The following is a 23,095-nucleotide window of genomic DNA, read 5'->3' as shown; positions in this document are numbered from 1 at the left end:
GCTCGCCTTGCTACCCTCCACCTCCATGGCTCCCGAAAAGACCCCACCGACAAGCGACTTGTCCGCCGCCCCCCGCCGTATCGCGGCCCCCCGCAAGTCCCGCGAGATCTTCGACGCGACCCTCTCCCTCCTCCAGGAGAAGGGATACGAAGGACTCACCGTCGAGGGCGTCGCCGAGCGTTCCGGCGTCAACAAGACGACCCTGTACCGCTGGTGGCCCTCCAAGGGCGCCCTGCTCGGCGCCGCCCTCGTCCACGGCGCCCCGCTCACCCTGACCGTCCCCGACACCGGCACCCTCCAGGGCGACCTGGAGGCCCTGCTCGGCAGCCTGATCACCATGCTCACCACCCCGCCGGCCGCCACCATCGCCCTCGCCGTCTTCGGTGCGGCCACCCACTCCCCCGAACTCGCCCTGCACGCACGCGAGTTCTTCGCCGACCGCCTCCGCCGGGAACAACCGGTCTTCACTCGCGCGCTCTCCCGGGGCGAACTCCCCCCGGACGCCGACCCCACCCTCCTGATGGACCTCCTGGCGGGCGCGGCCTGGCTGCGTATCGTCCTGCGCCAGTCCCCCGTCGAGGACGACTTCATCGCACGTACGGTACGGACGGTCATCCAGGGGGCCGGCGCTCCGGGCGCCGCCTGAGACAGCCCGACGTGGACCGGGCCCCCGGGCAAAAAAGAAAGGCAAAGGAGAGAACCCACTCCTTTGCCACTCTCAACTTATAGCCCATGGGGGGCCTTGCCGCAAGACCCCCCTGATGCCTCAGAATCGCCAACCTGAGCCCGGCCGGCTCCCGAAGAGCCGGCCCTCCCCAAGCCGGCCCCCAAAGGGCCGGCCCCAAAGTGCCGCCCCCTGAGATCAGTCCGCGGACTCAGCCACGCGACCACCCGAGGACCCCATGACCAGCACCGCCGCCGCCCCTGCCCCGGAGGCCACCGCGACCACCACCGTCACCACCCCGGAGAACACCATCCCCAGCGCTGCCGCCCCCACCGCCTTCCACCTCCCCGGCCGCCTCTCCGCCAAGGCCTCCCCCGCCCTCATCGGCGCCGACGAGCAGCACTTCGCCGCCGTCGCCCGCTGCCTGGAGCAGTCGAAGGCAGAGCTCTCCCACAGCCTCGACACCCTCCGCAGGGCCCCCGGCGGGCTGGGCCGCGACGCCATGGACCGCGACATCGAGATCCACCGGCTGACCGCCCGGCTGCGCACCCTCGACCGCTTCGGGCTGGACCTCTGCCTGGGGCGCATCGTCGGCGCCGACAGCTCCGAGCCCGTCTACATCGGACGGCTCGGCCTCACCGACGACGAGGGGCAGCGGCTGCTGATCGACTGGCGCTCCCCCGCGGCGGAACCCTTCTTCGCCGCCACCCACGCCGACCCGATGGGGCTGGCCAGCCGCCGCAGGTACCGCTGGACCAGTGGCCGGGTCGGCGACTACTGGGACGAGGTCTTCACCGCCGACGGCCTGGAGGGGCACGCCGCTCTCGACGACCAGTCCGCGTTCATCGCCAGCCTGGGCACCAACCGTTCCTCCCGGATGCGCGACGTCCTGGGCACCATCCAGGCCGACCAGGACGCGGTGATCCGCGCGAGCTCCCGGGGCGCGCTGGTCGTCGACGGCGGCCCCGGCACCGGCAAGACCGTCGTCGCCCTGCACCGTTCGGCCCACCTGCTGTACTCCGACCCGCGCCTGGGCCACCGCCGTGGCGGCGTGCTCTTCGTGGGCCCGCACCGCCCCTACCTGGCCTATGTCTCCGACGTACTGCCGAGCCTCGGCGAGGAGGGCGTGCAGACCTGCGTCCTTGAGGACCTGGTGGCGGAGGGGGCCGCGGCAACGCCCGAGACCGACCCGGAGGTGGCCCGGCTGAAGTCGTCCGCGGACCTGGTGCGGGCGATCGAGAAGGCGGTGCGGTTCTACGAGGAGCCGCCCACCGAGGGCATGGCGGTGTCGACCCCGTGGGGCGAGGTCTGGCTGAGCCCGGCGGACTGGGCGGAGGCGTTCCGCGCCCCGGACCCCGGCACCCCGCACAACGAGGCACGCGAGCAGGTCTGGGAGGAACTGACCGCGATCCTCCTCGACAAGCACGAGGGCGGGCACGGCGACGACGGCGACGAGGCCCCGCCTGCCGAGCTGTTCGGCCGCGCCCTGCGGGCCGACAAGGAGCTCCGTACGACCCTCAACAACGCCTGGCCCCTCCTGGAGGCCACCGACCTGGTCGGCGACCTGTGGTCGGTACCCGCCTACCTGCGGATGTGCGCCCCGTGGCTGACCCGCGACGAGGTACGCACCCTCCAGCGCAAGCATGCCCCGCACGACTGGACGGTGTCCGACCTGCCCCTCCTCGACGCCGCCAGGCAGCGCCTCGGCGATCCGCAGGCGGCGGTGCGCAAGCGCCGCCGGGCAGCCGGACTCAGGGCGGAGAAGGCCCGGATGGACGAGGTCATCAGCGACATCCTGGCAGCCGACGACGACGGCGAGGGCGCGGTGACGATGCTGCGCGGCAAGGACCTCCAGGAGACCCTGGTCGACGAGTCCGACCTGGTCACCGCGGATCCCGACCTCCTCGCCGGACCATTCGCGCACATCGTCGTCGACGAGGCCCAGGAGCTGACCGACGCCGAGTGGCAGATGCTGCTGCTGCGCTGCCCGTCACGCAGTTTCACCATCGTCGGCGACCGCGCCCAGGCCAGGCACGGATTCACCGAGTCGTGGCGGGAGCGGCTGGAACGGGTGGGTCTGGACCGGGTCACCATGGCGTCGCTGGGCATCAACTACCGCACGCCGGAAGAGATCATGACGGAGGCCGAGCCGGTGATCCGGGCCGCGCTCCCGGACGCCAACGTGCCGGCTTCGATCCGCAGCAGCGGCCTGCCCGTCGTGCACGGTTCCGTCGGGGAACTGGACGCGGTCCTCACCGGCTGGCTGGCCGCGCACGACGACGGCGTGGCGTGCGTGATCGGCGCCCCGTCGTTCCTGGAGACGTTCCGGGCGCCGTCACCGGAGACCTCCCGGGTCCGGTCGCTGACGCCGGGGCTGTCGAAGGGGCTGGAATTCGACCTGGTCGTCCTCGTCGATCCGGAGGACTTCGGCGAGGGCATCGAGGGCGCCGTCGACCGCTATGTGGCGATGACCCGGGCCACCCAGCAGCTCGTGATCCTGAAGGGCTGACGCGACGGACGCCGCCTCCGTCCCCGGGAACCCGGGCCGCGCGGGCAAAGGGCGGGGGCGTCCGGCCGTACCGTACGAAGGGCCGGCCCGGGCCCGTACCGTACGGAAAAAGCCTCAGGGCATCGCTATGGCCGCAGCGGCCGAACCCTGCTGCGAACGGGGGGTCTTCTCTCCGACCTTCTGCGGGTCGATGGTGCGCGGGTCGACCGCCTCGCCGGGCGCGCCCTCCGCGTAGTACCCGCCGGGGGCGGTGTCGCGGTCGTGCGGCAGCAGGAAGAAGACCCGGCGCTTGTGCAGACCGCTGTCGGGGTCGGCCTCGGCGTGCTCGTCGAGCTCGGTGTAGCCGACCAGACGGCCGTCCCTGGCGTAGCGCGGCTTGCCGCGGCGGCGGGGGGTCTTGTCGAGGGCCTGGCGCACGTAGTCCAGGTCGTCGGGGCTTTCCAGCCACACCACCGCATTCTCGTGGGCGAGATCGCTCTCGTTCAGTAGCGAGCTCATGGCTGAAGCCCCTCCTCGTTGTTTCCGGCCACGCACGGGCCCTTGAATTCTGGCCCCTGGCCGGGTCCTGTTGTCGGGCCCCGTCGGTGCGCGTGCCCGAAAGCCCGGTACCCATCGTAAGGCTGCCCGCTGTTGCGGCACAGTGCACGCATGGGCGTCATGTGATTACCGGGGCGTTCGAAGGGACCGGGACGCCGTGCTCGTCCTCGTCGGCGAGCAGGCCCAGCCCCGGGTAGTACTTCTTGCCGCTGGATTTCATCATGTCGTTGGGCGAGGCGAGCCCGAGCTCCTGGCGGATGCGGCTGGCGAAGGAACGCGAGGTCGCAGGCCTGATTCCCTCACTGGCGCTGCACCAGGTGCCGTACTCCGCGTACAGCACGCCCTGCTCCACCCGGAGGTCCGAGGAGCGGTCGTGGCCGTTCGCGGAGGGTGGGCTCTTGACGCAGCACTCCTTGAGGAAACGCCCGATGTGGTCCTCGGTGGATTCGTACGCTTCGGTGGCCATGCGTACGGAATCCGGACCGGTGAGCGGGTCCCGGGTCTCCAAATAGTTCATCGCACCTTCGATGAGCCAATGGAGGATTCCGGGGCCCTCGTCCCGTACGAGCTCGAAGGCCAGGTTGTCGATCTTGTGTTTGTTGGGGACGACACGTTCGAAGGGAATCAGCCGGATGCGCCGCCAGAAGGCGTGCCCGCCGGTGCCGACCTCCGGGCGGTGGTTGCCGAGCAGCCACAGCTTGTGGGTGGGCGCGAACGAGAAGTAGTCCTGGCGCATCCGGCGGGCCTTGATCCGGTCGCCGCCGGTGAGCAGCTTGACGCGGGACTCGTCGAACTTGTCATTGGGCTTGAGCTCGGAGCAGACCATGATCCGGCGACCGTGGAGTTCGGTGAGCTCGGTGGAGTGCTCGGAGAACTTGCCCTTCTCCATCAGGAAGCCGGGCGGCGCCGCGTCCGCGTAGTCGCCCAGGATCTGGATCATCACGTCGAGGAGTACGGACTTGCCGTTGGCGCCCGCGCCGAAGAGGAACGGCAGCACCTGCGCGCCGACGTCCCCGGTGATCGAGTAGCCCAGCAGCAGGTGCAGGAACCCGATGGTCTCCTGGCCCTTCTCGTCGTGGCCGAAGGTGTCGCGGAGGAACTTGTGCCAGCGCGGTGTCGGCATGTTCTCGGGTGCCACGCTGGTGGCCCGGGAGTGCCGGTCGGTGATCGGGCTGGGCTTGCGCATGTCGCCGGTGTGCAGGTCGACGACGCCCTCGGGGGTGCACAGCGCGTATGCGTCACCGTCCAGGACGTCCGGGTCCAGGGTCAGCGCCGGGGACGCCTTCGCCTGCGTGAGCAGGGCTTTCATGCCCGGGGTCGACATGGTGCGCTTGCGGTGCGCGTACAGCTCGCGGTCGCTGAAGAAGCCGCGCGGGTCCTGCGCGGGCATCTGCTCGGCCATGTCCCCGGCGGCCCACAGCGCGGCCTTCTCACCGCCGGTGCGCTTCCACCGGTACTGGTCCCAGGAGTACCAGCCGAGTCCCTCGACATGGCGGAACTGGTCGCCGAAGAGCTGCGCGAACAGCTTGGCGTTGCCCCGGTCGGTGAGCATGCTCGGGAGCATGCCGAGGTCGTCGTTGTACGGCTCGTTGACGGCGAGCGCCCCGGGGGCTGCGGGCTGCTGCCCGGGGGGCTGTCCGGGCCCGGTGACCTGCTGGGCGGGGAATGCCGTGCCGGTGCCCGCAGTGTCCGTATCCGGGTCGGCGACCGGGAATTCGAGCATCTGCTGAGCGGCGGCAGTGGCGTCGAAGCTCGTGCTCTCGGCGCTGCTCATGGGCGTCCTTGGGGGTGAAGCGGTCGGGTGGCACCTGCGGCAAGGGCGGATTCGATGATCGTGGTGTTGCGCTGCGGCTGGTGCGGGCGTGCCGCCCGGGCTGCCTGCGCCAGGAGTTCGCGTACGACGTGGTCGGCGAGGTGACCGCCGGCCACCAGGCCTCCCGCCGTGTACGCGGCCCGGTTGAGCTTCTCGGTGAAGCTCGCGCCCTCCGGGACGGACGCGCAGGCCGCGGCCTCGGCCAGGAGAGGCTCCAGAAGGCGTTCTGCGGCCCTCGGGGCGCGTCGGGGGCGACCCCGGGGGGTCGGCACGGCAAAGGCGCCTGACGGGGCGTCTGAGGCTTTCGGTGGCTTCTCGGGGTCGGTGGGGGTGGCGGGAGCGACCGCCTGGTCCTGGATCGCGTGCCCGGTGCGGACCAGCTCGTCGGCAAGCCAGTCGGGCAGCGGTGCGGGCAGGCGGGTCTCGCCCACGGCCACGTAACTGCCCTGGAGCGTGCGGTTGGTGGGCGCGACGATGTAGCCGTTGTCGGCCCGGATGTCGACCTGCCAGGCGAGGGCGACCTTGGGGCTCGACCCGGTGGAGGAGCGGAAGCGGGTGGCGGGGCGGGTGTTGCGGTACCAGATGTGCAGGCCTCCCGAAGGGGTGCGTACGCGCAGCGTGGTGGCGTCCCCTGCCGGGTCGGGCTGCTTCCGGTACGCGGCCAGCAGGGCGAGCGTGTCGAACCCGGAGGCGAGCCCGGTCAGGTCGACCTTCGGGTGGATCTGGATCCCGGGCAGCAGCCGGGCCCGGTCGGGGACCTCGGCACTGTGCGCGTCGACGTCGAGGACGACCAGGTCCGCGGGGCCGCAGGCGACACCGACGCCCATCGCCGGGTGGCTCCCCCACCAGTCGTCGATCCTGGCCTGCTCGGTGGTGGCGGCCCGGAACCCGTGACACCAGCGGCCGGCCCCGATGCACGGGCAGTCCTGCGGGCAGCGGACCGCTTCCCGGCAGGCGGTGCAGTTGGCGGCCGGGGTCTTCCGGCCGGGCGCCAGCGGGTGCACCGGCCAGCCGTTGCCCGCGCACCAGCGTGCAACGGCGTGCGCCCGCAGGGCCCCTGACGGGGCGGGGCTACTGGTCTCACCGTGGCGCGGCACGCGGTCGTCCTTGTCGGGTTCAGAGGTCGTGCGTTCTGGTACGTCCAGTCCCTACCAGCAAACGTCCTGGTCAGCGCCCTGTTGGTGCCTGTAGGAGGGACTGAAGGGACTGAACTTTCCTATGAGGTCCTGAGCCTAGCGCAAGGGTCGGCAATCTCCGCGGGGAACTGCCGTTGTATCAGTTCTTCAGTCCCTTGAGTCCCTTTGGGCCGTCGGCGGGCGAGCGGTCTTTTTTCCGCGCGGAGGCAGCCCCGCGCGTCACGGCGGTCCTGCGGGGCGCGGCCGGGTCCGGGGCCGGTCCGGATCGTACGGGTGCACGAGCGTTCCGCCATACGGAGCCGAGGGACGAAAAAAGGGACCTCTGGGCCGTTCAGTCCCTGCGTTTTAGTCCCTCGGTAAACCCGCAGGTCAAACGGGGTGCGCCTGGCCTGAACAGGGTCTGAAAGGGACTGAAGGGACTGAAAATCCCAGTTATCAGCGCTCCAGAGATATACCTGGTTACTACACGCGTCCGCATACACGCACGCACACAATTGGGATGGATACTGCAAAGTTGAGTCCCTTCAGTCCCTCAGTCCCTTGATCATCATCATTCTTACTGCTCTGACCTGGGCTTTTATCGAGGGACTGAAACGAGGGACCGAAACGCTCAGTCCAGTCCCTCCGCCCCGGAGCCAACACGGAAGTGGCTACGGAAGGGCACACCCACCCGCTTCTCGGGCAACTGTTCTGGCCGGTCCCTTCGGTCCCTCTTCAGTCCCTGACCCGTCGTGTCGAGTGCTGCCCCGCCCCTCGCCGCCCTTCGCGGGTCACCCGACCCGGGCCATGGGATCCACCGGATGGACCTCCAGTCCGGGTGCGGCAAGGAGCGCGGCAACGCAGGCCCGTGAGGAACCGACGTAGGTGCTCTTCAGGTCCGTGTCCGAGCCGACGCACCAGCTGTGGTCCTCGGGCCACCACAGCTCGGGCAGCTCGATGTACCCGGTGCCGCGTCCCTGCCAGCCGGGTTCCGACGGCGACGAGACCTCGTTCAGGGCCCCGCCGAGCAGGATGTGGTCGCGGTGCGGGGTGGGGAAGGTGGGCACCCGGTTGTCCCAGTCGTACGTCCCGTAGCCGTCCCACAGGCCGTACCAGCACCGCTCGGGAGTCTCTGTGTGCCCGGAGAGCACAGCGGCCAGCAGACGGGCGACAGGAGCCGGTGTGACGCCCTCCCAGGCCATCTCGTCCCAGACCCCGGGCAGTCCGGCCTGCTCCTGGATGTACGGGGCTTCGTCGTCGGCGCCGACGAGTTCGTGCCAGAGGGTCTCGCCGTCGACCTTCCTGACGCCCGCCGGGTCCTTGCGGGCCACCTCGTCCCAGCGAACCGGGTGGTCGTCCAGCGCCGCCGGGTGGAGGACCCGGGCATACGCGGGAAAGCCCGGCGTACACATCCCGGCGACCTTCCCGAAGAGCGTGTCATCGGGGTACGCGTCGACGAGCCACTGTGCGGGTGCGAGGTCGCGGTGGACCCGGAGCCGGCCGTAGTGCTCCGACGGGGGCCGCGGTTCACGGCTCGTGAGTTCGATCGAATCCATCTGTCCAGGATCGGCGGCACGGCCAGTCCCTCGCACCACCCACTCCGGTTCACCTTCCCCGACTGCAAACGGGACCTGGCCGGAGGGACCGAAGAGGGACGGAGGGACTGAAGGACCGGAAAACTCAATTACCTGCCGTGCTGGGACCGTGTCTGATAAGAGCATCCGGTGGACCGGAAGATGTGTAATTTTAGGGCTTTTGTCCCACCAGAATTGGGTGTTGGTGGTTCCGCTTCGGCCGAACAGCGCTCGTTCCTGCGGCTGTACGGTCCTTGTTCGGTCCCCCGCGCTTGCCCGGCCCTCCGTCACTCGTACGAGCTGAATTTCGCATCCGCAATGGCCCAGAGGCGTCTGAAAGCCGATGCATCGGGCATACGCCTGCCTCAGGGCGGTACAACCGATCATGGATTGGGGCGTACGCGCATGACCAGCAAGCAGCTGACCAAGCAGAGGACCAAGCAGCCGGCCCCCCGGCCGGGCCGCGTACCGAGCACCACCGAAGAGTCCCTCGTCGGAACCGTCCGGGGCAGGGGAGCCGCCGGAGTCCTTCGCGCCCGCAAGGCGGCGCGGGCCTTCGCCGAGAGCCTCTCCCCCGCTCCGGCCCCGGACACGGCCGAATCCCTGGTGCTGGTCGTCTCCGAACTCGTCACCAACGCCGTACGTCACGGCGGCGGCCGCTACACCCTCGCGCTCTCCGCGTCCCCGGAGACCCTCACCGTCTGCGTCGGCGACCGCAGCACCGTACGCCCCCAGGCCCGCACCCCCGACCTGTCCGACGGCGGGGGCGGCTTCGGCTGGCACCTGGTGGAACTGCTCGCCGACGAGGTGACGGTTCGGCCGGGGCAGAGCGTCGGGCGCGGCCGGGGGGCGGTGCAGCCCCGGGGGCGGGTGATGCGGGGCAAGACGGTACGGGCGGTCCTGGCGAGGTAGAGGTGGCGCGTGGGATCGCTGAAAACCCTTTCCGGATAACGGATTTGAGGCTCCCCCGCGGCTACGGCGACGCCTATCGTGGGGCACATGAGTGACCTGAGTGCCCCCTGGGAGTCCACTGCCGCCGGAGTGCTGCGTCTGCCCTCGGGGCGTCTGGTGCGTGGCCGTGGGCTGCGTGATCCGCTCCCGTCGGGGCCGCCGCCGACGTACGCCCTGTACCTGCTCGGCAAACAGCCGCCCGAGGTGCCCTGGGAGTCCCGGTGGCTGCGCTGGCCCGACTTCAGGCTGCCCGGTGACCGGGCGCAGGCGCGGACGTTGCTGACCGAGGTGTGGGGGCGCGCGGGCGAGGAGCGGGTCGAGGTGGCCTGCCACGGCGGGCGGGGCCGGACGGGTACCGCGCTGGCGTGCCTCGCGGTGCTGGACGGTGTGGCGCCTGAGGAGGCGGTGGCGTTCGTACGGGAGAACTACGACCGGCGGGCGGTGGAGACGCCTTGGCAGGCGCGGTATGTGCGGGGGTTCGGGGGCTGAGTGGTGGGGTTGAGTGGTGGGGCCGGCCCGTAGGTTGTGCCCAGCGCGGGGGATCAGCGCGGTGGGATCAGCTGCTCCGCCGCCGTCGCGGCAACCGCACTCGCGACCGCCGCCAGTGCGGGCGAGTCCAGCTTCCACTGCTGCCAGAACAGGGGTACGTCCACGGTGCGGTCGGTCGCGAGCAGTGACAGCGCCCCTGCGCGCAGCAGTGGCACGGCCTGCGGCTCCGGCACGAGGCCCCAGCCGAGCCCCGCGACGATCGCGTCGCAGAAGCCCTCGGAGGTGGGGACGTAGTGCCGGGCGGCGCTTGCGCCCGGGGCCGTCGCGCCTGGCACCGTCGCGCTGTGTGCTGCCGTACTGCCGTTGTCGCCGCCGGTGCCAACGGCGGTGTCGGCGGCCAGGGACCGTACGAAACCGTCCTGGATCTCGTCCCTGCGGTCGAAAACGATCACCGGCGCCTCGCGCAGCCGGTCGACGAGGCGGCCCTTCTCCAGATGCCGGGACTCGAACTCCGGGTTGGCCACCGGCAGATAGCGGGTCAGTCCGAGCGCCCGTACGGTGCAGCCGGCCACCGGGTCGGGCGATGAGGTAACCGCAGCCATCACCTGTCCCTCACGCAACAGTGCGGTGGTGTGCGCCTCGTCCTCGCGGTACAGCTCGAAGCAGACGGGCGGGTCCTGGGGTACCCGGGTGAGGGCGGGCAGGAACCAGGTGGCGAGGGAGTCGGCGTTCACCGCGATGGCCAGCCGCGCCGGAACCGGACGCTTCGCTTCCCCTGCCGCTCCCCCCTCGGCCTCGTCGCCGGGCAGCCCGAGCTCGGTCCGCGCGTCCCGCTCCAGCAGGGCGAGCTGACGGGCGAAACGCGCCACGACCTGCCCCGATTCCGTCGGCCGCACCGGTTTCGTCCGCATCAGCAGTACCCGCCCGGTGCGCTTCTCCAAGGCCTTGATGCGCTGGCTGACGGCGGAGGGAGTCACATGCAGGGCGGCAGCGGCGGCGTCGAAGGTGCCCTCGTCGACGACGGCGAGCAGCGTGTACACCTGGTCCAGGGGAAGTTCGTCCATCACAAACGCTAAGGGTACGTAAGAATCTTTAGCTGTACTGAAGGCAGCCCGTTCTCTAGCGTCGTAGACATGACACACAGCACCTCGGGCATCATCGCGGCCGCCCTGGCCGGCTTCGGCACCGGACTCTCTTTGATCGTCGCCATCGGCGCACAGAACGCCTTCGTACTGCGCCAGGGAGCGCACCGGCACGCGGTGCTCGCGGTGGTCGCCATCTGCGCGCTGTCCGACGCCGTACTGATCGGGCTCGGGGTGGCGGGCGTGGGCGCGGTCGTCACCGCCTGGCCTGCCGCGCTGACGGCGGTCGGCATCGCGGGCGGCTGCTTCCTGATCGGTTACGGGCTGCTGGCCGCCCGGCGGGTACTGCGCCCCTCCCCCGACGCGGCCCTCACCACCGAGGGTGGCAAGGCCACCGGATCCGCTCGCGCGGCCGTACTGACCTGCCTGGCGATGACCTGGCTCAACCCGCACGTCTACCTGGACACGGTGCTGCTGGTCGGCTCCGTGGCCGCCGACCAGGGTTCTCTGCGCTGGGCGTTCGGCGGCGGCGCGATCCTGGCGAGCCTGATCTGGTTCACCACATTGGGGTACGGGGCGCGACTGCTGAGCGGAGTGCTGGCGCGGCCCGGGGCGTGGCGGGTGCTGGACGCGGTGGTGGCGGCCACGATGGTGACGATGGGCGGAATGCTGCTGGTGGGAGCGTAGGTGGGTGCGTACTTGAGGGCGTACCTGGGAGCGTAGGACTGGCGGCTCTTCGTCCCTCACGAACCGTCAATTGGCTCCGCTCTCACCCGACACGCGGCACTTTCTCTCCCTCAATGTCACCAAAACCCCCACGGAGGTGAGTAAGGTAACCGCATGACCGTCCCATACGCCCCGGACGACCGGGAAAAGGTAGTAGCGAAGCTTCCGGCCTCACTGCGCCAGGAACTCAAAGTCAGAGCAGCCGAGTTGGGCGTCGACATCAAGGATGCCGTCACCGAAGGCGTCCAGGCGTGGCGCTCGGACAAGTCCGAGCAGCCCGTCGTCGACACCACCGGCGGCAGCTCCTTCTCGACGTACCTTCCCGCCGGTCTGTACGGGGAGTTCAAGGACGACTGCAAGGAGCGTGGCCTCCCGTTCAACCAGGGCCTCGCGCAGGCGATCCGCTACTGGCTCGGCGCGCACCCCTCCCCCCGCCGGGCCGCCCGCCGCAGCGGCGCGCGCCGCATCATCTTCGGCAACCAGAAGGGCGGCGTCGGCAAGACCGCCACCTCCTCCGGTGTCGCCCAGGCGCTCGCCGAGGCGGGAAACCGGGTGCTGCTCATCGACTTCGACCCGCAGGGCCACCTCACCAAGCAACTCGGTTACCAGCTCTTCGACATCGAGGAGCCGAGCCTGGCCAAGCACATGCTCGGCGAGGCCAAGGGTGAGCTGCGTGAGCTGCTCGTCTCGATAGAGGACAACGGCTTCGCGGGCCGGCTGTTCCTGCTGCCCGCGTGCAAGGACGCCTTCCTCCTCGACGCGAAGCTGGCCACCAGCCGCTTCGTACGGGTCAAGGAGACCGCCCTGGAGAAGGCCATGGAACCGCTGGAGAAGGACTTCGACTACATCGTGGTCGACTGCCCGCCCAGCCTCGGCTACTCCATGGACACCGCGCTCTACTACTGCCGTACCCGGGAGGAGGACGAGCCGGAGACCTCCGGCGTCTTCGTGCCGGTCCTCGCGGAGGACTCCTCCGCCGACGCGTACGACATGCTCTACGACCAGATTCAGGACCTGACGGCGGACATGGAGGTCGAGATCACCATGCTCGGCTTCATCGTCAACATGTACGACAGCCGCAAGGGCTACATCGCCACCTCGTCGCTGGACAGCTGGAAGGCGATCGGCGACCCGCCGGTCATCGGCATCATGCCCGAACGCAAGGAGCAGCGTGAGGCGGTCCGCCTGAAGCAGCCCCTGCTCACCTACGCCCCGGACTGCGAACAGTCCGAGATCATGCGCACCATCGCACGGAGGATCACCTCATGAGCGTCGCCGACCGGCTCGGCACCGGCTCCTCCTTCGGCGGCGTACCGCGCGGCCGAAGCGCCCGTGGACGGGCCAAGGCCCTCGTCCAGGGCGACGTCCCGGCATACGAGCTCTCCCGTATCCGCCTCGAAGAGGTGGCACCCACTCCCCTCAACCCGCGCCGCAACTTCGGCTCGGAAGAGGAAATGACCCGCTTCGGCGAGGAACTGAGGACCACTCAGCTCGCCGCCTGCGTCGCCATCTCGCGCGCCGCCTACCTCAAGGTGTGGCCGCAGCACGAGTCGCAGATCGGGGACGCGCAGTACGTCCTGATCAACGGCGAGCGGCGGTACCGCTGCGCCTCGCACGTCGGTCTGGAGTCCCTGGACTTCGTGGTCCGGGACGATCTGGCCGAGTCCCGCGAGGCGTTCATAGACCATCTACTGAAGGAGAACCTGGAGCGCGAGGACTTCGATGTCGTCGAGCGTGCCCGGGGCGTCCAGCAGTTGGTGCTGGTGTGCAGCGAGGAATCGGCGACCGGTGCCCGGGCGCGGGCGGCCAAGCGACTGGGCCGCGACCGTTCCTGGGTCACCAACCAGCTCTCCCTGCTCGACCTCCCCGAGGGGCTCCAGATGATGCTCAGCGCGGGCACCCTCTCGGAGCGCGACGGGCGCATGCTTGCCCGGCATCTGAAGGATCAGCCGGGGATGAACACCCGGGAGCTGCTCGGCTTCCTCAAGGAGTACCGGGGCAGGGAGTCCCGGCTCCGCGAGGAGACCAAGGCACTGGCCGAGCAGGCTCGGCAGCGGCAGGCGGCCGAGGAAGCCGCAGGCGGGGCCGACGAGAGCGGGGCCGACAAGGGCACGGAGTTGTTGTCCGCGGACAACAACGCTCGTGCCGGGCAGCCGGAGACGGAAGCCGCGCGGGAGGCCGCCGTACAGGAGGCCGCCGTACAGGAGGCAGCCGTGCAGAAGCCCGCACCGGAGCCTGCCCCGGCCGCTGCGGTTCCTGCCGCGCGGGAGACTCCCCCGGCTCCGGCTCCGGCCCCGCGCACTCCGGAATCCGTACCGGCAGCCACACCTGCTTCGCCAGCCGTCGCGGACCCGTCCCCTGCGGCTGCGGAGCCTGCGCCTGAGCCGGTGCTCATTCCCGCCGTGGCGCGGGTTCCGGTGGCCGTCCCGCCGCTGAAGGTCGCGGAACAATCCGAGGACGAAGCCGAGTTGTTGTCCGCGGACAACAACTCGGGCTCCCGCCGTCCCGCCGCGGGGGTCGATGCCGTGGCCGCCCGCAGTCTCGTACGCCGCCTCGGTGCCACGCCGAAGGAACAGGCCCGCACCATCGCAGCGGGCCTGGGAGGCACCGAACTGGGCGCGCTGATCGAGGAATTGCACGCGCAGATGTGAGTTCCCCGAGGTGAGCTGCGCACACCGCTGACCCCGAAGGGGCGCGCTTCCGGCCGAGACCGGGACGCGCCCCTTCGGCATGCCAGGGCCCACGTGATACTGGCCCGATGAACAACGCCTCAGCGCAGCCCGCGACCAGACGTCCGTTCACACGGCGGCACCCCGCAGGATGGTGAGTGAGCACGGTATGACGCTCGTACTTCCGCCCAGGCTCACCGACTCCGCCCGGGCCATGCGCGACACCGCGCAGGCGCGCGGCCTGGCCACGGTTCAGCTCACCACCTTCGCCGTGCCCGCCGACTTGCGGGCCGGTCATCTTCATGCTGGGCCTGCCTTCGCTGATGTGGCGGCACCAGCTCTCGGCATCGGACTGCTCCAGGCTCCCGAGGACTGGTTGGCACAACTCCCCCGGACTTGGACCGGGCGCGAGATCGTTTCCATGCCGATCCGCGAGGCCTACGCGCTGCGTCGCCCTGCCTTCATCAAGTCGCCCAATGACAAACAGATCCGGGCCATGGTCTACACCGACGGCTCGCGCCTGCCCGGCCCGGACCAGGTGGACGCCACGACCACGGTTCTGGTCAGCGACATGGTGGAGTTCTCCGCCGAGTACCGTCTCTACCTGCTCGACGGAACGGTCCACACCGGCAGCCGTTACGCAGAGAACGGCCGACTGAGCCTGGGCCCGCTCAGCGAGGACGCGACAGCCTTCGCCACGGACCTCCTCGCTGAATGCGGTGAGACCCTTCCTACGGCGATCGTCGTGGACGTGGGCAGGACCGAAGGCCAATGGGCCGTCATTGAGGCCAACGCGGCCTGGGCCAGCGGTATGTACACCTCCGATCCCCAGCGCGCCCTGGACGTCCTCCTCCGCGCGGCAGCCCCGGACCACACCATCGCCCCCCGGGACCGCGCCTTCCTCCGCTCCCCCTCCCCCACTCCCATCTCAGCAACCCAGGATGTGTTGTCCGCGGACAACACCGAGGGTCGTACACAGACCGGGAATGTGTTGTCCGCGGACAACAAACACGGGTTCATCCGGTAGCCGCGTGGAGTTGTTGTCCGCGGACAACACGGCCAACAGCGAATGCGTGAATCCTGGCGCAGTCAGATTTTGTTGTCCGCGGACAACACGCGAGCCTCGCCTTGAGTCTTCCGGGATGTGTTGTCCGCGGACAACACGGCCGACAGCACGGGGGAGTCGGACCCGCTTCGGGAGCTGCTGCGAGAACTGTCAGAAGGCGCTGAGGCCGGTCAGTTCGCTGGAGAGTTCCCAGAGCCGGGCCGCTGCATCGGGGTCGGAGGCCCAGGGCTTGATGCCGCCCCGGAGCAAGTCGTCGGTCGTGGCCGGTTCGGCGAGATCACAGTCCTGGCAGTAGGTGCCTCCTCTGCCGCCGCCTCTGCGGTCGAGCTGAGGCGAGGTCGCTGCCCAGACTGTCGTGGCCGCCCCTTGCTCCGGCGTCTTGAATCCGGCGGCGGGGGTGCCGTCGTCGGCGACCCAGCCCTGGGCACGCCATTCCTCGCGTGGGATGTGGCGCTGCAACGGGGTGAGGATGCTGCCCGGGTGGACGGCGAAAGCGCGGATGTTCTGGTCGGCCCCGACGGTGTCGAGGTGCAGGGCGAAGAGCGCATTGGCGGTCTTGGACTGGGCGTAGGCGAGCCACCTGTCGTAGCCGGTGCGGAAGTGGATGTCGTCCCAGCGGATGCCGGAGAGGAAGTGTCCGGAGGAGGAGAGGGTCACCACCCGAGTCCCGCCCGTGGCGAACGCGGGGCGGAGGCGGTGGGTGAGTGCGAAGTGGCCGAGGTGGTTCAGGGCGAAGTGGGCTTCCCAGCCGGAGGGGCCCACGCAGGTTTCGGGGCAGGCCATGACGCCCGCGTTGTTGATGAGCACATCGAGGGTGCGGCCTGTATCCAGGAAGCGTTCGGTGAACATCCGGACGCTGTCGAGGTCCGTGAGATCGAGAGGGTGGACCTCGGCCCGGGGGACGCCGTCGAGTGCGGCTCTGGCCGCGTCCGCGCGGCGTGCGGGCACCACCAGGTGAGCTCCGGCTCGGGCGAGCGCGCGGGACGTTTCCAGTCCGATCCCTGAAGAGCCGCCCGTGACCAGAGCGGTCCTACCGGTCAGATCGTGGCCGGCGAGTACGTCGTCGGCAGTGCTGCGGGCACTGAAGCCGATACCGGGTTTGTGCTGTGGGGTGGTCATGTTGATCACGCTAAAACCTAGAGTGCAAGCGAGGTCAAGGTAGGGTCCTGCCATGATCAAGAACGTGAAGGCGCCGGCGCAGGACGGTGGGCTGTCGATCGGCAAGGTCGCCGAGATGACCGGACTCGGGGTTCATGCCCTCCGATTCTTCGAGCGCGAAGGACTGCTTCTCCGCGAGATTCCGCGCACCGGCGGGGGCCAGCGGCTCTATGCACAGTCGGACGTGGACTGGCTCGTCCTGTGTTGTCGGCTCCGCGACTCGGGCATGCCGATCGCGACGATCCAACGCTTCGCCGAGCTTGTCCGCTCCGGCCCGGGCAACGAACCGGACCGCCTCGCTCTGCTCCAGGAGCACGAGCGGACTGTGCGCGACAAGATCACTGACCTGACGGCAAGCCTCGAAGTCATCCACAACAAGGTCACGGCCTATGAGCAGCACGTGCGGGAGGGGACGGCCGCCGGAGTCTGGGCGCCGATGCCTCCGCAGTGAGGTCGGCAGGGAGGGAAGGAAAGTGTTGTCCGCGGACAACACCGGGGACTCTCATGAACCCAGGATGTGTTGTCCGCGGACAACACCGGAAGGTCGGAGCGGAGGTCGAGGTTGAGGATGTGTTGTCCGCGGACAACACATCGGGTCCGGGGTCGGTCGACGCGTTGCTTTGGTCTCGGCGGCATGTTTGCGTCGTGCGGCGAGGACTGCTCGGAGCCCCAGATAGACGAGGTAGGCGGCGCCGCACAGTTTTGATGCCTTGGTAGACGGCAGGGGAGCGGGTGGCGACGACGGACAGGCCGATGGCGGCGGCGACCATGTGCACGCATAGCCCCGATTGCGCGCTCAGAGCTGCGGCCCGTCCCTGTGAGGGACGTACGGCTGCCGCTCTCAGGACCACCAGAAAATCCGGTCCCGGTACCAGGTAGGCCACCAGCACCACCCCGAGGAAACCCATCAGGTCGACCGACATCCGCACTCCGATCCTTGCTCGGGAGAGGCAGCGGTCGCTGTCCCAGCCGTACTTGCCGCGAATACCCGGTGCAGAGCCCCGGATACACAGACGCCTCAGTTGTTGTCCGCGGACAACAAACGGGACCCGTGGCAGAGGGAGCGGAGTCGGTCCAGCAGCCTCGGATGTGTTGTCCGCGGACAACAGATGGGGTCCACGGCAGGGGGAACGGGTCGGGCTGTCCGCCTCGGATGTGTTGTCCGCGGACAACAGATGGGGCACATCGCAGGGGAGCGGCGGCGGTCCATCCGCCTGCAATGTGTTGTCCGCGGACAACACATCCGTAGGAGCGCCGGGCCTCGGAGCGCCCGAGGGTTCGGGCAGGATGAACTGCCATGACGGGGATGACGGGGATGGCAGAGGGGTTGGGTGGCGGGCGAGCCGGCCTGGGGGAGCTGCTGCGGTGTGCCGGGCTGGAGTTGGTGGGGGAGCAGCGAAGGGAGAACGTGCTGCCTCCGCGGGTGGCATGGCGGCCGATGGTCGCAGGTTCGACCGAGCCGACGGTGGCCGTGTCGGAGGATCGGGCGGACCAGGTCGATGAGCTCAATGCGCAGTGGTACCGCCTTGCCGTGGAGCACGGGATTCTCGACGAACGGGGTGAGGGCGACTTCCTGATCCATGTGCCGGGGAATGGGGGCGAGCCCGGGGCGGGGGAGTGGACCCGGGTGCGTCTGGCCTCGGAAGAGTGGGATCTTGCCGGGGTGCTGGGGGAGCGCGCAGGGCGGCCGGAGTTCGTGACGTTGTCCCTGGACGGTGAGGTGCTGTTGGGGGCCACGGCTGAGGAGTACGAGACCTGGCTGATCCTTGTTGAGGGGATCTCGGCGCGGCAGCAAGCGGCTGCGGAGGCCGCGGTCAGGGAGAGTCCGGGGGAGCGGGGTGCCGCCCGCTTCCACTTCTGGCGCCCCCTGCCGACCGCAGTGGTCGAGGCAGGGCTCACGCACCCCAGTCGCAAGGTGCGGCACCCACTCGTGGAGGTCCAGCCGAACATCACCGTCGAGCAGTGGGAGCGCATTCTCCTCGACGAGTCGGCCACTGCACAGGATCGGTGGTTGTGCAGCTCTATCGCGGCCGATAGGGGAGTGGCCCTCACCGAGGCCACCTATGCGCGACTCTGCTCCGACCCTGACAGCGAGGTCAGAGCGGAGGCCGCGCGTCTCCACGGGGTGCCCGCCCGGCTCCTGGAAACGTTGTGCTCGGACCCGGAAGCTTCGGTACGGGCGGAGGCTTGTGGCCGGGGGTGGCCCCGACTTGCCGAGCCCGTGCGGCGGAAGCTGCTCACCGACACTGCCGCGGGGCCGCGGATCCAGGCACTCCTGATGCATCACCGCGAGCACCCGTTGTCGCGCGCCGTGTTCGACGGGCAGGAGCTCGGTACCGTCGCTGCGGAGACCTGCCGTCTGGAGCACGACCTCGCGGCTCACCTTGCGGTTCACGAGGACCCGTCCATGCGTCGGGCGCTCGCGCGCAATCCGCATCTGCTGCCCGCTCTCGTCGGGATGTTGTCCGCGGACGCGGACGCGCAGGTACGTGCGGAGGCAGCGGTGAGCCCCGTGTTCACCGAAGAGCGGAGGGCAACCATTCCGCTCGAACTCGACCCGCGTATCCAACGCCGGGCGCTGGGCTGGGTGACCGCCCTCCATGGCGACTTCGCCGCCGTGCGACGCCTGGCGAGATCCCCGCAGCCCGCGATCCGTAGGAGCGTGGCCCGTGCCCAGCACCTGACTGGCCGAACGGTTCAGCCGGGACCTCGACGAGGAGGTGCGTCACCGGGCTGCGGAGGACCCACGGCTCACGGCTGCCGCGGCGGTACGGCTGCTCGACGACCCGGATGAGAGCGTGCGGTCGGGGTGCTGAATGCGGTCAAAGTGCTTTAGGGCGGGGGAGTTTGTTGTCCGCGGACAACACATTTCCCGGGCGGGCAGCGCATCTCTGGGGCGGGAGGGTGTCAGTGTCGTGTGCGAGGCTCCCGTTCATGAAACCGGACATGACATCGGACATGCCATGGGAACCCCGTGCTGCTGACAGCGCAGCCGCCTTCGCGAATCTTTTCGCCCTGACCGGCGCCGATCCCGTGCCCGTCGACTGGGACACCGTTGAGTCGTGGCTCGGGCTGCGGCTGCCCGCCGACTACAAGGCGATCGCCTCCGCGTTCGGGCCGTTGGACCTCGGACGGCACCTCTGGCTGCACATACCGTGCGCCCAGGAGGGGCGGTTCGACTACGCGGGTTGGCTGAAGCAGGAGCAGGGGCACGCGCCGGACGGCTGGCTGCCCTGGGGAGCGACCCGGACCAGCGACGTCCTCTACTGGGACACGACGGTCTCCGACGACCCCGACGCCTGGCCGGTCGTCGGCCACGATCAGGATGTGGCAAACCGGGGTGGTGACCCGTGGCAACGCACCACCACACCCCTCCTTCCCTTCCTGGCCGGCCTGGTACGCCAGGGCATGCCCGCCACCGCGTCTCGCACAGCCTTCCTCACCGACCTGGTTCCGGGGCCCTGGACACCTCCGCCGCCACGGCCGAAGCCCACCCCGCAGCAGCGTGCGGCGCTTACCGAGGGCAGCGGGCTGGCAGCGCTGACCGCTCTCGTCCCGGCCCCACCCAAGCCGGAGCTGGGGGAGCAGACCTGGGAGTGGCTGTACGAGCGGCTCGGGACGCGTCTCCCCACGGCGTACACGGAGCTGATGCGGCAGTACGGTGGCGGGACCTGGGCGGGTTGGCTCAACCTCGGGACGCCGCTGAGCGCGGACCGCTTGGGACTGGCCGAGCACGCCAGATGGGGATGCGATGTCTATCGCTCGCTCAGGGACGGCCACCCGGAGTACTACCCTTTGGCCGTGTGGCCGGAGCCGGGTGGGATCCTGCCTTTCGGCGACACCATCGACGGCGACGCGCTCTGCTGGCTGACCGTGGGTGACAGTCCCGACGACTGGCCGCTGATTGTCCACCCCCGCCACTCCGACCAGGGCCCGCCACTGCCGTTGCCCCTGGCCGACACCCTGCTCGAATGGTTCCGCGGTCGCTTCGCCCACGAGGGCTTCCCCAGCCTCGGCAAGGTCAAGGACCCCTTCGACCATGCCCAGTTCGAATCCTTTGCCGACGACGAAGCGGAGGAGGCGGTGACTGGCGTGGAGGCCGGCACGTAGTCTGCCCGTCATGACGCAGTTGCTGCCGTTCTTCCTCTGCACCGTGGGTCTGGCCCTCGCTGTCGGTGGGTTCGCATGGCTGGCCCGCTACGTTCGGCGGCGCGGGTTGGCGGGCTCCGGGGTGCAGTCCGCGTTGGCCGCGTACGACGAAGCGTTCCGGGTGACGGCGCACGAGTCCCACCACGAGATCCGCGCGCAGACGGACCGTAAGGCGCCGATTCTGTCGCCCGACGGGCACTGGCAGCCCGATGCGGGGCCGGGTACGGGGGAGGGCGGCGGACCGCGACGGCCGGGGGCCCGTGCGGGAGTGGGGCGGCGGATGTCGCTGGGTCGGCGGGTCCGCCGCCTGGCTGTGCGGGGCCGCCTGTTCAGGCGAGGGGGATGACCGTGCGGTACTTGCCGCCGGGTGCCTGTAGCGGAGGTTCCGGGGCACGTTCGAGGGTGAGGTGGCCGAGTTTGTTGTCCGCGGACAACAGCGTCAACTCCCTTTGTACGGCCTGCCAGACGGTCTCCGGGTCGGCGCCGTCGGCCACACGCAGCCGTACCCGCAGCACGGTGGGTGCCGTTTGCTCGATCTGGAAGAGCTCCACGCCGGGTGTGCGGTCGAAAAGGGTGCTGAAGGCGAGCGGGCTGAGCCGGACCTGCTCGCCGGGCGTGGTGGGGAAGGTCAGGATGTCGCCCGCGCGCCCCCGCACCCGGATCGCGGTCAGCGGGCTGCCGCAGGGGCAGTGGTCGGGACGTTGGAGGACGCTGTCGCCGAGGTCGTAACGGAGAAATGGCTGGACCCGGTTGGCCAGGTTGGTGACCAGGACGCTGTGCGAGTACTCGCCGGGTGGGGTCGGCCGGTGGTCCGCGTCCACCGGTTCCACCACGACCCAGTCGCTGTTGACGTGGTACCAGCCCTCCGTGCAGCTGTGGCTGAGATAGGTGCACTCGGTCGCCGCGTACACCGTGCGGACCGTGGTGCCGAACGCGGCGCCGATCCGGTCGGTGTCCGCGGCGGTCATCGTCTCGCCCGCGGGCTGGATCAGTGTCGGGGCGATCCGCAGGCGGCCCGCCTCCCGCTCGGCGGTGAGAAGCATGACCGTGCTGGCGTAGCCGATGACGATCGAGGGGCGGAACGCGTTGAGCTGCGCGACCAGTTCGGGCATCGGAGTGTGTACGGAGAACGCGCGCAGGATCTTGCTGCGCCAGCCGCCCTCGCGCATTGCCCGGCGGTAGCCGGAGTAGCCCGCGTAGTGCCCGTCTGCAGCGATCAGTTGGGCGAAGCGCCCGCCGTGGGCGACGGTTCGGAGGATGCCGGTGGGGCCCAGCCAGGTGGTGAGTGCCTGGGAGGTGAGTGCCGAACCGACTTCCATGTACCGGTCGTCGAGCACGAACAGGCCGCGCCGACCGCTGGTCCCGGAGGTGGTGGCGACCATGTACTTGCCCAGGAAGGGCTGTCCGATCAGGTCCGGATCGTCGACGAAGGCGTTGATCCGGTCGTAGGTGATCTCCCGGTCGGTTGCCCAGTCGTCAAAGCGGGCCATCAGCTGCGGCTTGTCGGTGACCGGGAGGAGGGCCGGGGCGTCGACCCGGCGGGGCAGGTCGCGGTAGAGCTCGCGGTAGTAGGGGGAGTGAGTGCGGGCCCTGGCCACGGCGTCGGCTAAGCGGGCGCGTTGGCGCGAGGCGAGAGCATCGGGGCCCTGTTTGCGGGCCTGCCGGATGTCGCGGGCGAGCCAGGGCATGAAGGGGGATCGGTGCTGTGTCATGGGGCGATGTCCTTCACCGTGGCTCCGGTAAGGCCCGTCAGCTGGAGGACCGCGAGGAAGTACGCCTTGATGTCCGCGGCGCTCGTGGTGTCGGGGTGTCCGGCCAGGTGCTGCAAGGCCACGCCGCTGAGCACCTGTTGGAGGAGCGTGGGGTCGCTGTCGGGCGGAAGCTGTCCGGTGGCGCGGGCGCGTTCGAGGGTGCGGCGGACCGCGATACCGCGGTGGCTGCCGTGGGCGGTGTCGTATGCGAGCAGCAGCTCGGGGAGGTCGTCGAGGGTCCCGTACAGGCGGCGGATCAGTTGCCGGGACCGGGGCCGGCTGAGTTGGTCGGCCCAGTCGGTGACCATGGCGTCGATGTCGGGCCAGTTGAGCGAGCGCGGATCCGCGTCCCGGAACTCCCACTCAACCGCCCGTACCAGAAGCTCTGTCAGATTCGGGAAGCGGCGGTACACGGTGGCCCGGGTGACTCCGGCCCGGCGCGCGATCTGCTCGATGCTGGTCCAGCCGATTCCTCGCTCGATCAGCAGGTCGAGTGCCGCCGAGAGAATCGCCTCATCGGCTTCGCGGCTGCGAGGGCGGCCGGGGGAGCGGGGTAGGGAGGGCGGAGGGCCGGAGGTGCGATCGCTGGGGTCGGTTGTCATGGGTCAATACAATACAGCGCTGTACCGTATTCAATCCAGAGTCCAGAATCCGGAGTCCAGAGACTCAAGGTCGAGGGAGCAGGGAGCAGGGAAGGATCAGAAGGAGCGAAACGGGAATTCTCTACAAAGTGTTGCAAAAAGTGGCCCACAGAATGGGGTCGCCAGGGCCCGAACTCCATGGCCCTGGTGTGATGGGGGGCAAGATGCGACGGGAGGCCGTCAGGCGGGCTCCTGTGGCTT

The 23,095-nt window shown here is 69.7% G+C and carries 20 protein-coding genes; 12 read left to right on the top strand and 8 right to left on the bottom strand.

Annotated features, from left to right (window positions below; genetic code table 11):
- The first annotated feature begins 25 nt into the window (after positions 1-25).
- Both ACIA73_RS03550 and helR read left to right on the top strand, forming a co-directional pair.
- Positions 26-646: a TetR/AcrR family transcriptional regulator gene (locus ACIA73_RS03550; protein WP_399436570.1), complete on the top strand. Its 621-nt coding sequence runs from the start codon at positions 26-28 to the stop codon at positions 644-646.
- 256 nt (positions 647-902) lie between these two features.
- The gene (helR, locus tag ACIA73_RS03545; RefSeq protein WP_399436569.1) at positions 903-3,173 is read left to right on the top strand and encodes an RNA polymerase recycling motor ATPase HelR; all 2,271 of its coding nucleotides are present in this window, start codon (positions 903-905) and stop codon (positions 3,171-3,173) included.
- Between the two features lie 114 nt (positions 3,174-3,287).
- Here the strand turns inward: helR and ACIA73_RS03540 are convergent, their stop codons facing one another.
- The 4 genes from ACIA73_RS03540 to ACIA73_RS03525 form a co-directional block, all read right to left on the bottom strand.
- Positions 3,288-3,671 carry a DUF6009 family protein gene (locus tag ACIA73_RS03540; RefSeq protein WP_185035767.1) on the bottom strand — a complete coding sequence of 128 codons (384 nt, stop codon included), beginning with the start codon at positions 3,669-3,671 and terminating at the stop codon, positions 3,288-3,290.
- A 157-nt stretch (positions 3,672-3,828) separates the two neighbouring features.
- Positions 3,829-5,484: a phage/plasmid primase, P4 family gene (locus tag ACIA73_RS03535; protein ID WP_399436568.1), complete on the bottom strand. Its 1,656-nt coding sequence runs from the start codon at positions 5,482-5,484 to the stop codon at positions 3,829-3,831.
- The gene (locus tag ACIA73_RS03530; RefSeq protein ID WP_399436567.1) at positions 5,481-6,620 is read right to left on the bottom strand and encodes a bifunctional DNA primase/polymerase; all 1,140 of its coding nucleotides are present in this window, start codon (positions 6,618-6,620) and stop codon (positions 5,481-5,483) included. The genes ACIA73_RS03535 and ACIA73_RS03530 overlap by 4 nt, the downstream gene beginning before the upstream one ends.
- 809 nt (positions 6,621-7,429) lie before the next feature.
- Positions 7,430-8,194, bottom strand: coding sequence for a hypothetical protein (locus ACIA73_RS03525; protein WP_399436566.1), 765 nt, complete (start codon positions 8,192-8,194; stop codon positions 7,430-7,432).
- 423 nt (positions 8,195-8,617) lie between these two features.
- Between ACIA73_RS03525 and ACIA73_RS03520 the strand changes: the two genes are divergently transcribed.
- Complete coding sequence (locus tag ACIA73_RS03520; RefSeq protein ID WP_399436565.1) at positions 8,618-9,124, top strand: ATP-binding protein; 507 nt, start codon at positions 8,618-8,620, stop codon at positions 9,122-9,124.
- A gap of 87 nt (positions 9,125-9,211) precedes the next feature.
- Positions 9,212-9,652, top strand: coding sequence for a protein-tyrosine phosphatase family protein (locus tag ACIA73_RS03515; protein ID WP_399436564.1), 441 nt, complete (start codon positions 9,212-9,214; stop codon positions 9,650-9,652).
- A gap of 53 nt (positions 9,653-9,705) precedes the next feature.
- Here the strand turns inward: ACIA73_RS03515 and ACIA73_RS03510 are convergent, their stop codons facing one another.
- Positions 9,706-10,716 carry a LysR family transcriptional regulator ArgP gene (locus ACIA73_RS03510; protein ID WP_399436563.1) on the bottom strand — a complete coding sequence of 337 codons (1,011 nt, stop codon included), beginning with the start codon at positions 10,714-10,716 and terminating at the stop codon, positions 9,706-9,708.
- A 69-nt stretch (positions 10,717-10,785) separates the two neighbouring features.
- Between ACIA73_RS03510 and ACIA73_RS03505 the strand changes: the two genes are divergently transcribed.
- The 4 genes from ACIA73_RS03505 (at position 10,786) to ACIA73_RS03490 (ending at position 15,156) form a co-directional block, all read left to right on the top strand.
- The gene (locus ACIA73_RS03505) at positions 10,786-11,421 is read left to right on the top strand and encodes a LysE/ArgO family amino acid transporter (RefSeq protein WP_399436562.1); all 636 of its coding nucleotides are present in this window, start codon (positions 10,786-10,788) and stop codon (positions 11,419-11,421) included.
- Between the two features lie 153 nt (positions 11,422-11,574).
- Complete coding sequence (locus ACIA73_RS03500; RefSeq protein ID WP_399436561.1) at positions 11,575-12,729, top strand: ParA family protein; 1,155 nt, start codon at positions 11,575-11,577, stop codon at positions 12,727-12,729.
- Positions 12,726-14,111 carry a ParB/RepB/Spo0J family partition protein gene (locus ACIA73_RS03495; RefSeq protein ID WP_399436560.1) on the top strand — a complete coding sequence of 462 codons (1,386 nt, stop codon included), beginning with the start codon at positions 12,726-12,728 and terminating at the stop codon, positions 14,109-14,111. The genes ACIA73_RS03500 and ACIA73_RS03495 overlap by 4 nt, the downstream gene beginning before the upstream one ends.
- 187 nt (positions 14,112-14,298) lie before the next feature.
- Positions 14,299-15,156, top strand: a complete 858-nt coding sequence (locus ACIA73_RS03490; RefSeq protein WP_399436559.1) for an ATP-grasp domain-containing protein — start codon at positions 14,299-14,301, stop codon at positions 15,154-15,156.
- 189 nt (positions 15,157-15,345) lie between these two features.
- On the opposite strand, the gene ACIA73_RS03485 is transcribed toward ACIA73_RS03490, so the two are convergent.
- Entirely contained in the window at positions 15,346-16,314 is a 969-nt protein-coding gene (locus ACIA73_RS03485) for an oxidoreductase (RefSeq protein WP_399436558.1), read from the bottom strand.
- A gap of 52 nt (positions 16,315-16,366) precedes the next feature.
- Here ACIA73_RS03485 and ACIA73_RS03480 point away from each other — a divergent pair, with 52 nt between their 5' ends.
- The 4 genes from ACIA73_RS03480 (at position 16,367) to ACIA73_RS03465 (ending at position 20,848) form a co-directional block, all read left to right on the top strand.
- The gene (locus ACIA73_RS03480) at positions 16,367-16,804 is read left to right on the top strand and encodes a MerR family transcriptional regulator (RefSeq protein WP_399436557.1); all 438 of its coding nucleotides are present in this window, start codon (positions 16,367-16,369) and stop codon (positions 16,802-16,804) included.
- A gap of 846 nt (positions 16,805-17,650) precedes the next feature.
- Positions 17,651-19,147 (top strand): hypothetical protein, encoded by a 1,497-nt coding sequence (locus ACIA73_RS03475; RefSeq protein WP_399436556.1) that lies wholly within the window; start codon positions 17,651-17,653, stop codon positions 19,145-19,147.
- 164 nt (positions 19,148-19,311) lie between these two features.
- The gene (locus ACIA73_RS03470) at positions 19,312-20,463 is read left to right on the top strand and encodes an SMI1/KNR4 family protein (protein ID WP_399436555.1); all 1,152 of its coding nucleotides are present in this window, start codon (positions 19,312-19,314) and stop codon (positions 20,461-20,463) included.
- Between the two features lie 10 nt (positions 20,464-20,473).
- The gene (locus ACIA73_RS03465) at positions 20,474-20,848 is read left to right on the top strand and encodes a hypothetical protein (RefSeq protein ID WP_399436554.1); all 375 of its coding nucleotides are present in this window, start codon (positions 20,474-20,476) and stop codon (positions 20,846-20,848) included.
- Here ACIA73_RS03465 and ACIA73_RS03460 read toward each other — a convergent pair.
- Together ACIA73_RS03460 and ACIA73_RS03455 are read right to left on the bottom strand one after the other, a co-directional pair.
- Entirely contained in the window at positions 20,832-22,214 is a 1,383-nt protein-coding gene (locus ACIA73_RS03460) for a phenylacetate--CoA ligase family protein (protein WP_399436552.1), read from the bottom strand. The genes ACIA73_RS03465 and ACIA73_RS03460 overlap by 17 nt on opposite strands.
- The gene (locus ACIA73_RS03455; protein WP_399436551.1) at positions 22,211-22,855 is read right to left on the bottom strand and encodes a TetR/AcrR family transcriptional regulator; all 645 of its coding nucleotides are present in this window, start codon (positions 22,853-22,855) and stop codon (positions 22,211-22,213) included. The genes ACIA73_RS03460 and ACIA73_RS03455 overlap by 4 nt, the downstream gene beginning before the upstream one ends.
- Positions 22,856-23,095: the final 240 nt, after the last annotated feature.

It is taken from the genome of Streptomyces sp. NPDC051561 (genome assembly GCF_044454195.1).
Taxonomy (GTDB): Bacteria; Actinomycetota; Actinomycetes; order Streptomycetales; family Streptomycetaceae; genus Streptomyces.
Note: the sequence above shows the minus strand (reverse complement) of the source record. Positions and strands in the feature narration are given on the sequence as shown.

Excerpts from the sequence above, each read along its gene's own strand:
- ACIA73_RS03520 (WP_399436565.1), top strand. The coding sequence starts at position 8,618 with ATGACCAGCAAGCAGCTGACCAAGCAGAGGACCAAGCAGCCGGCCCCC.
- ACIA73_RS03475 (WP_399436556.1), top strand. The coding sequence starts at position 17,651 with ATGACGGGGATGACGGGGATGGCAGAGGGGTTGGGTGGCGGGCGAGCC.
- ACIA73_RS03525 (WP_399436566.1), bottom strand. The coding sequence starts at position 8,194 with ATGGATTCGATCGAACTCACGAGCCGTGAACCGCGGCCCCCGTCGGAG.
- ACIA73_RS03535 (WP_399436568.1), bottom strand. The coding sequence starts at position 5,484 with ATGAGCAGCGCCGAGAGCACGAGCTTCGACGCCACTGCCGCCGCTCAG.
- ACIA73_RS03490 (WP_399436559.1), top strand. The coding sequence starts at position 14,299 with ATGACGCTCGTACTTCCGCCCAGGCTCACCGACTCCGCCCGGGCCATG.
- ACIA73_RS03550 (WP_399436570.1), top strand. The coding sequence starts at position 26 with ATGGCTCCCGAAAAGACCCCACCGACAAGCGACTTGTCCGCCGCCCCC.
- ACIA73_RS03510 (WP_399436563.1), bottom strand. The coding sequence starts at position 10,716 with ATGGACGAACTTCCCCTGGACCAGGTGTACACGCTGCTCGCCGTCGTC.
- ACIA73_RS03505 (WP_399436562.1), top strand. The coding sequence starts at position 10,786 with ATGACACACAGCACCTCGGGCATCATCGCGGCCGCCCTGGCCGGCTTC.
- helR (WP_399436569.1), top strand. The coding sequence starts at position 903 with ATGACCAGCACCGCCGCCGCCCCTGCCCCGGAGGCCACCGCGACCACC.
- ACIA73_RS03480 (WP_399436557.1), top strand. The coding sequence starts at position 16,367 with ATGATCAAGAACGTGAAGGCGCCGGCGCAGGACGGTGGGCTGTCGATC.
- ACIA73_RS03455 (WP_399436551.1), bottom strand. The coding sequence starts at position 22,855 with ATGACAACCGACCCCAGCGATCGCACCTCCGGCCCTCCGCCCTCCCTA.
- ACIA73_RS03540 (WP_185035767.1), bottom strand. The coding sequence starts at position 3,671 with ATGAGCTCGCTACTGAACGAGAGCGATCTCGCCCACGAGAATGCGGTG.
- ACIA73_RS03515 (WP_399436564.1), top strand. The coding sequence starts at position 9,212 with ATGAGTGACCTGAGTGCCCCCTGGGAGTCCACTGCCGCCGGAGTGCTG.
- ACIA73_RS03470 (WP_399436555.1), top strand. The coding sequence starts at position 19,312 with ATGCCATGGGAACCCCGTGCTGCTGACAGCGCAGCCGCCTTCGCGAAT.
- ACIA73_RS03500 (WP_399436561.1), top strand. The coding sequence starts at position 11,575 with ATGACCGTCCCATACGCCCCGGACGACCGGGAAAAGGTAGTAGCGAAG.
- ACIA73_RS03460 (WP_399436552.1), bottom strand. The coding sequence starts at position 22,214 with ATGACACAGCACCGATCCCCCTTCATGCCCTGGCTCGCCCGCGACATC.
- ACIA73_RS03465 (WP_399436554.1), top strand. The coding sequence starts at position 20,474 with ATGACGCAGTTGCTGCCGTTCTTCCTCTGCACCGTGGGTCTGGCCCTC.
- ACIA73_RS03495 (WP_399436560.1), top strand. The coding sequence starts at position 12,726 with ATGAGCGTCGCCGACCGGCTCGGCACCGGCTCCTCCTTCGGCGGCGTA.
- ACIA73_RS03485 (WP_399436558.1), bottom strand. The coding sequence starts at position 16,314 with ATGACCACCCCACAGCACAAACCCGGTATCGGCTTCAGTGCCCGCAGC.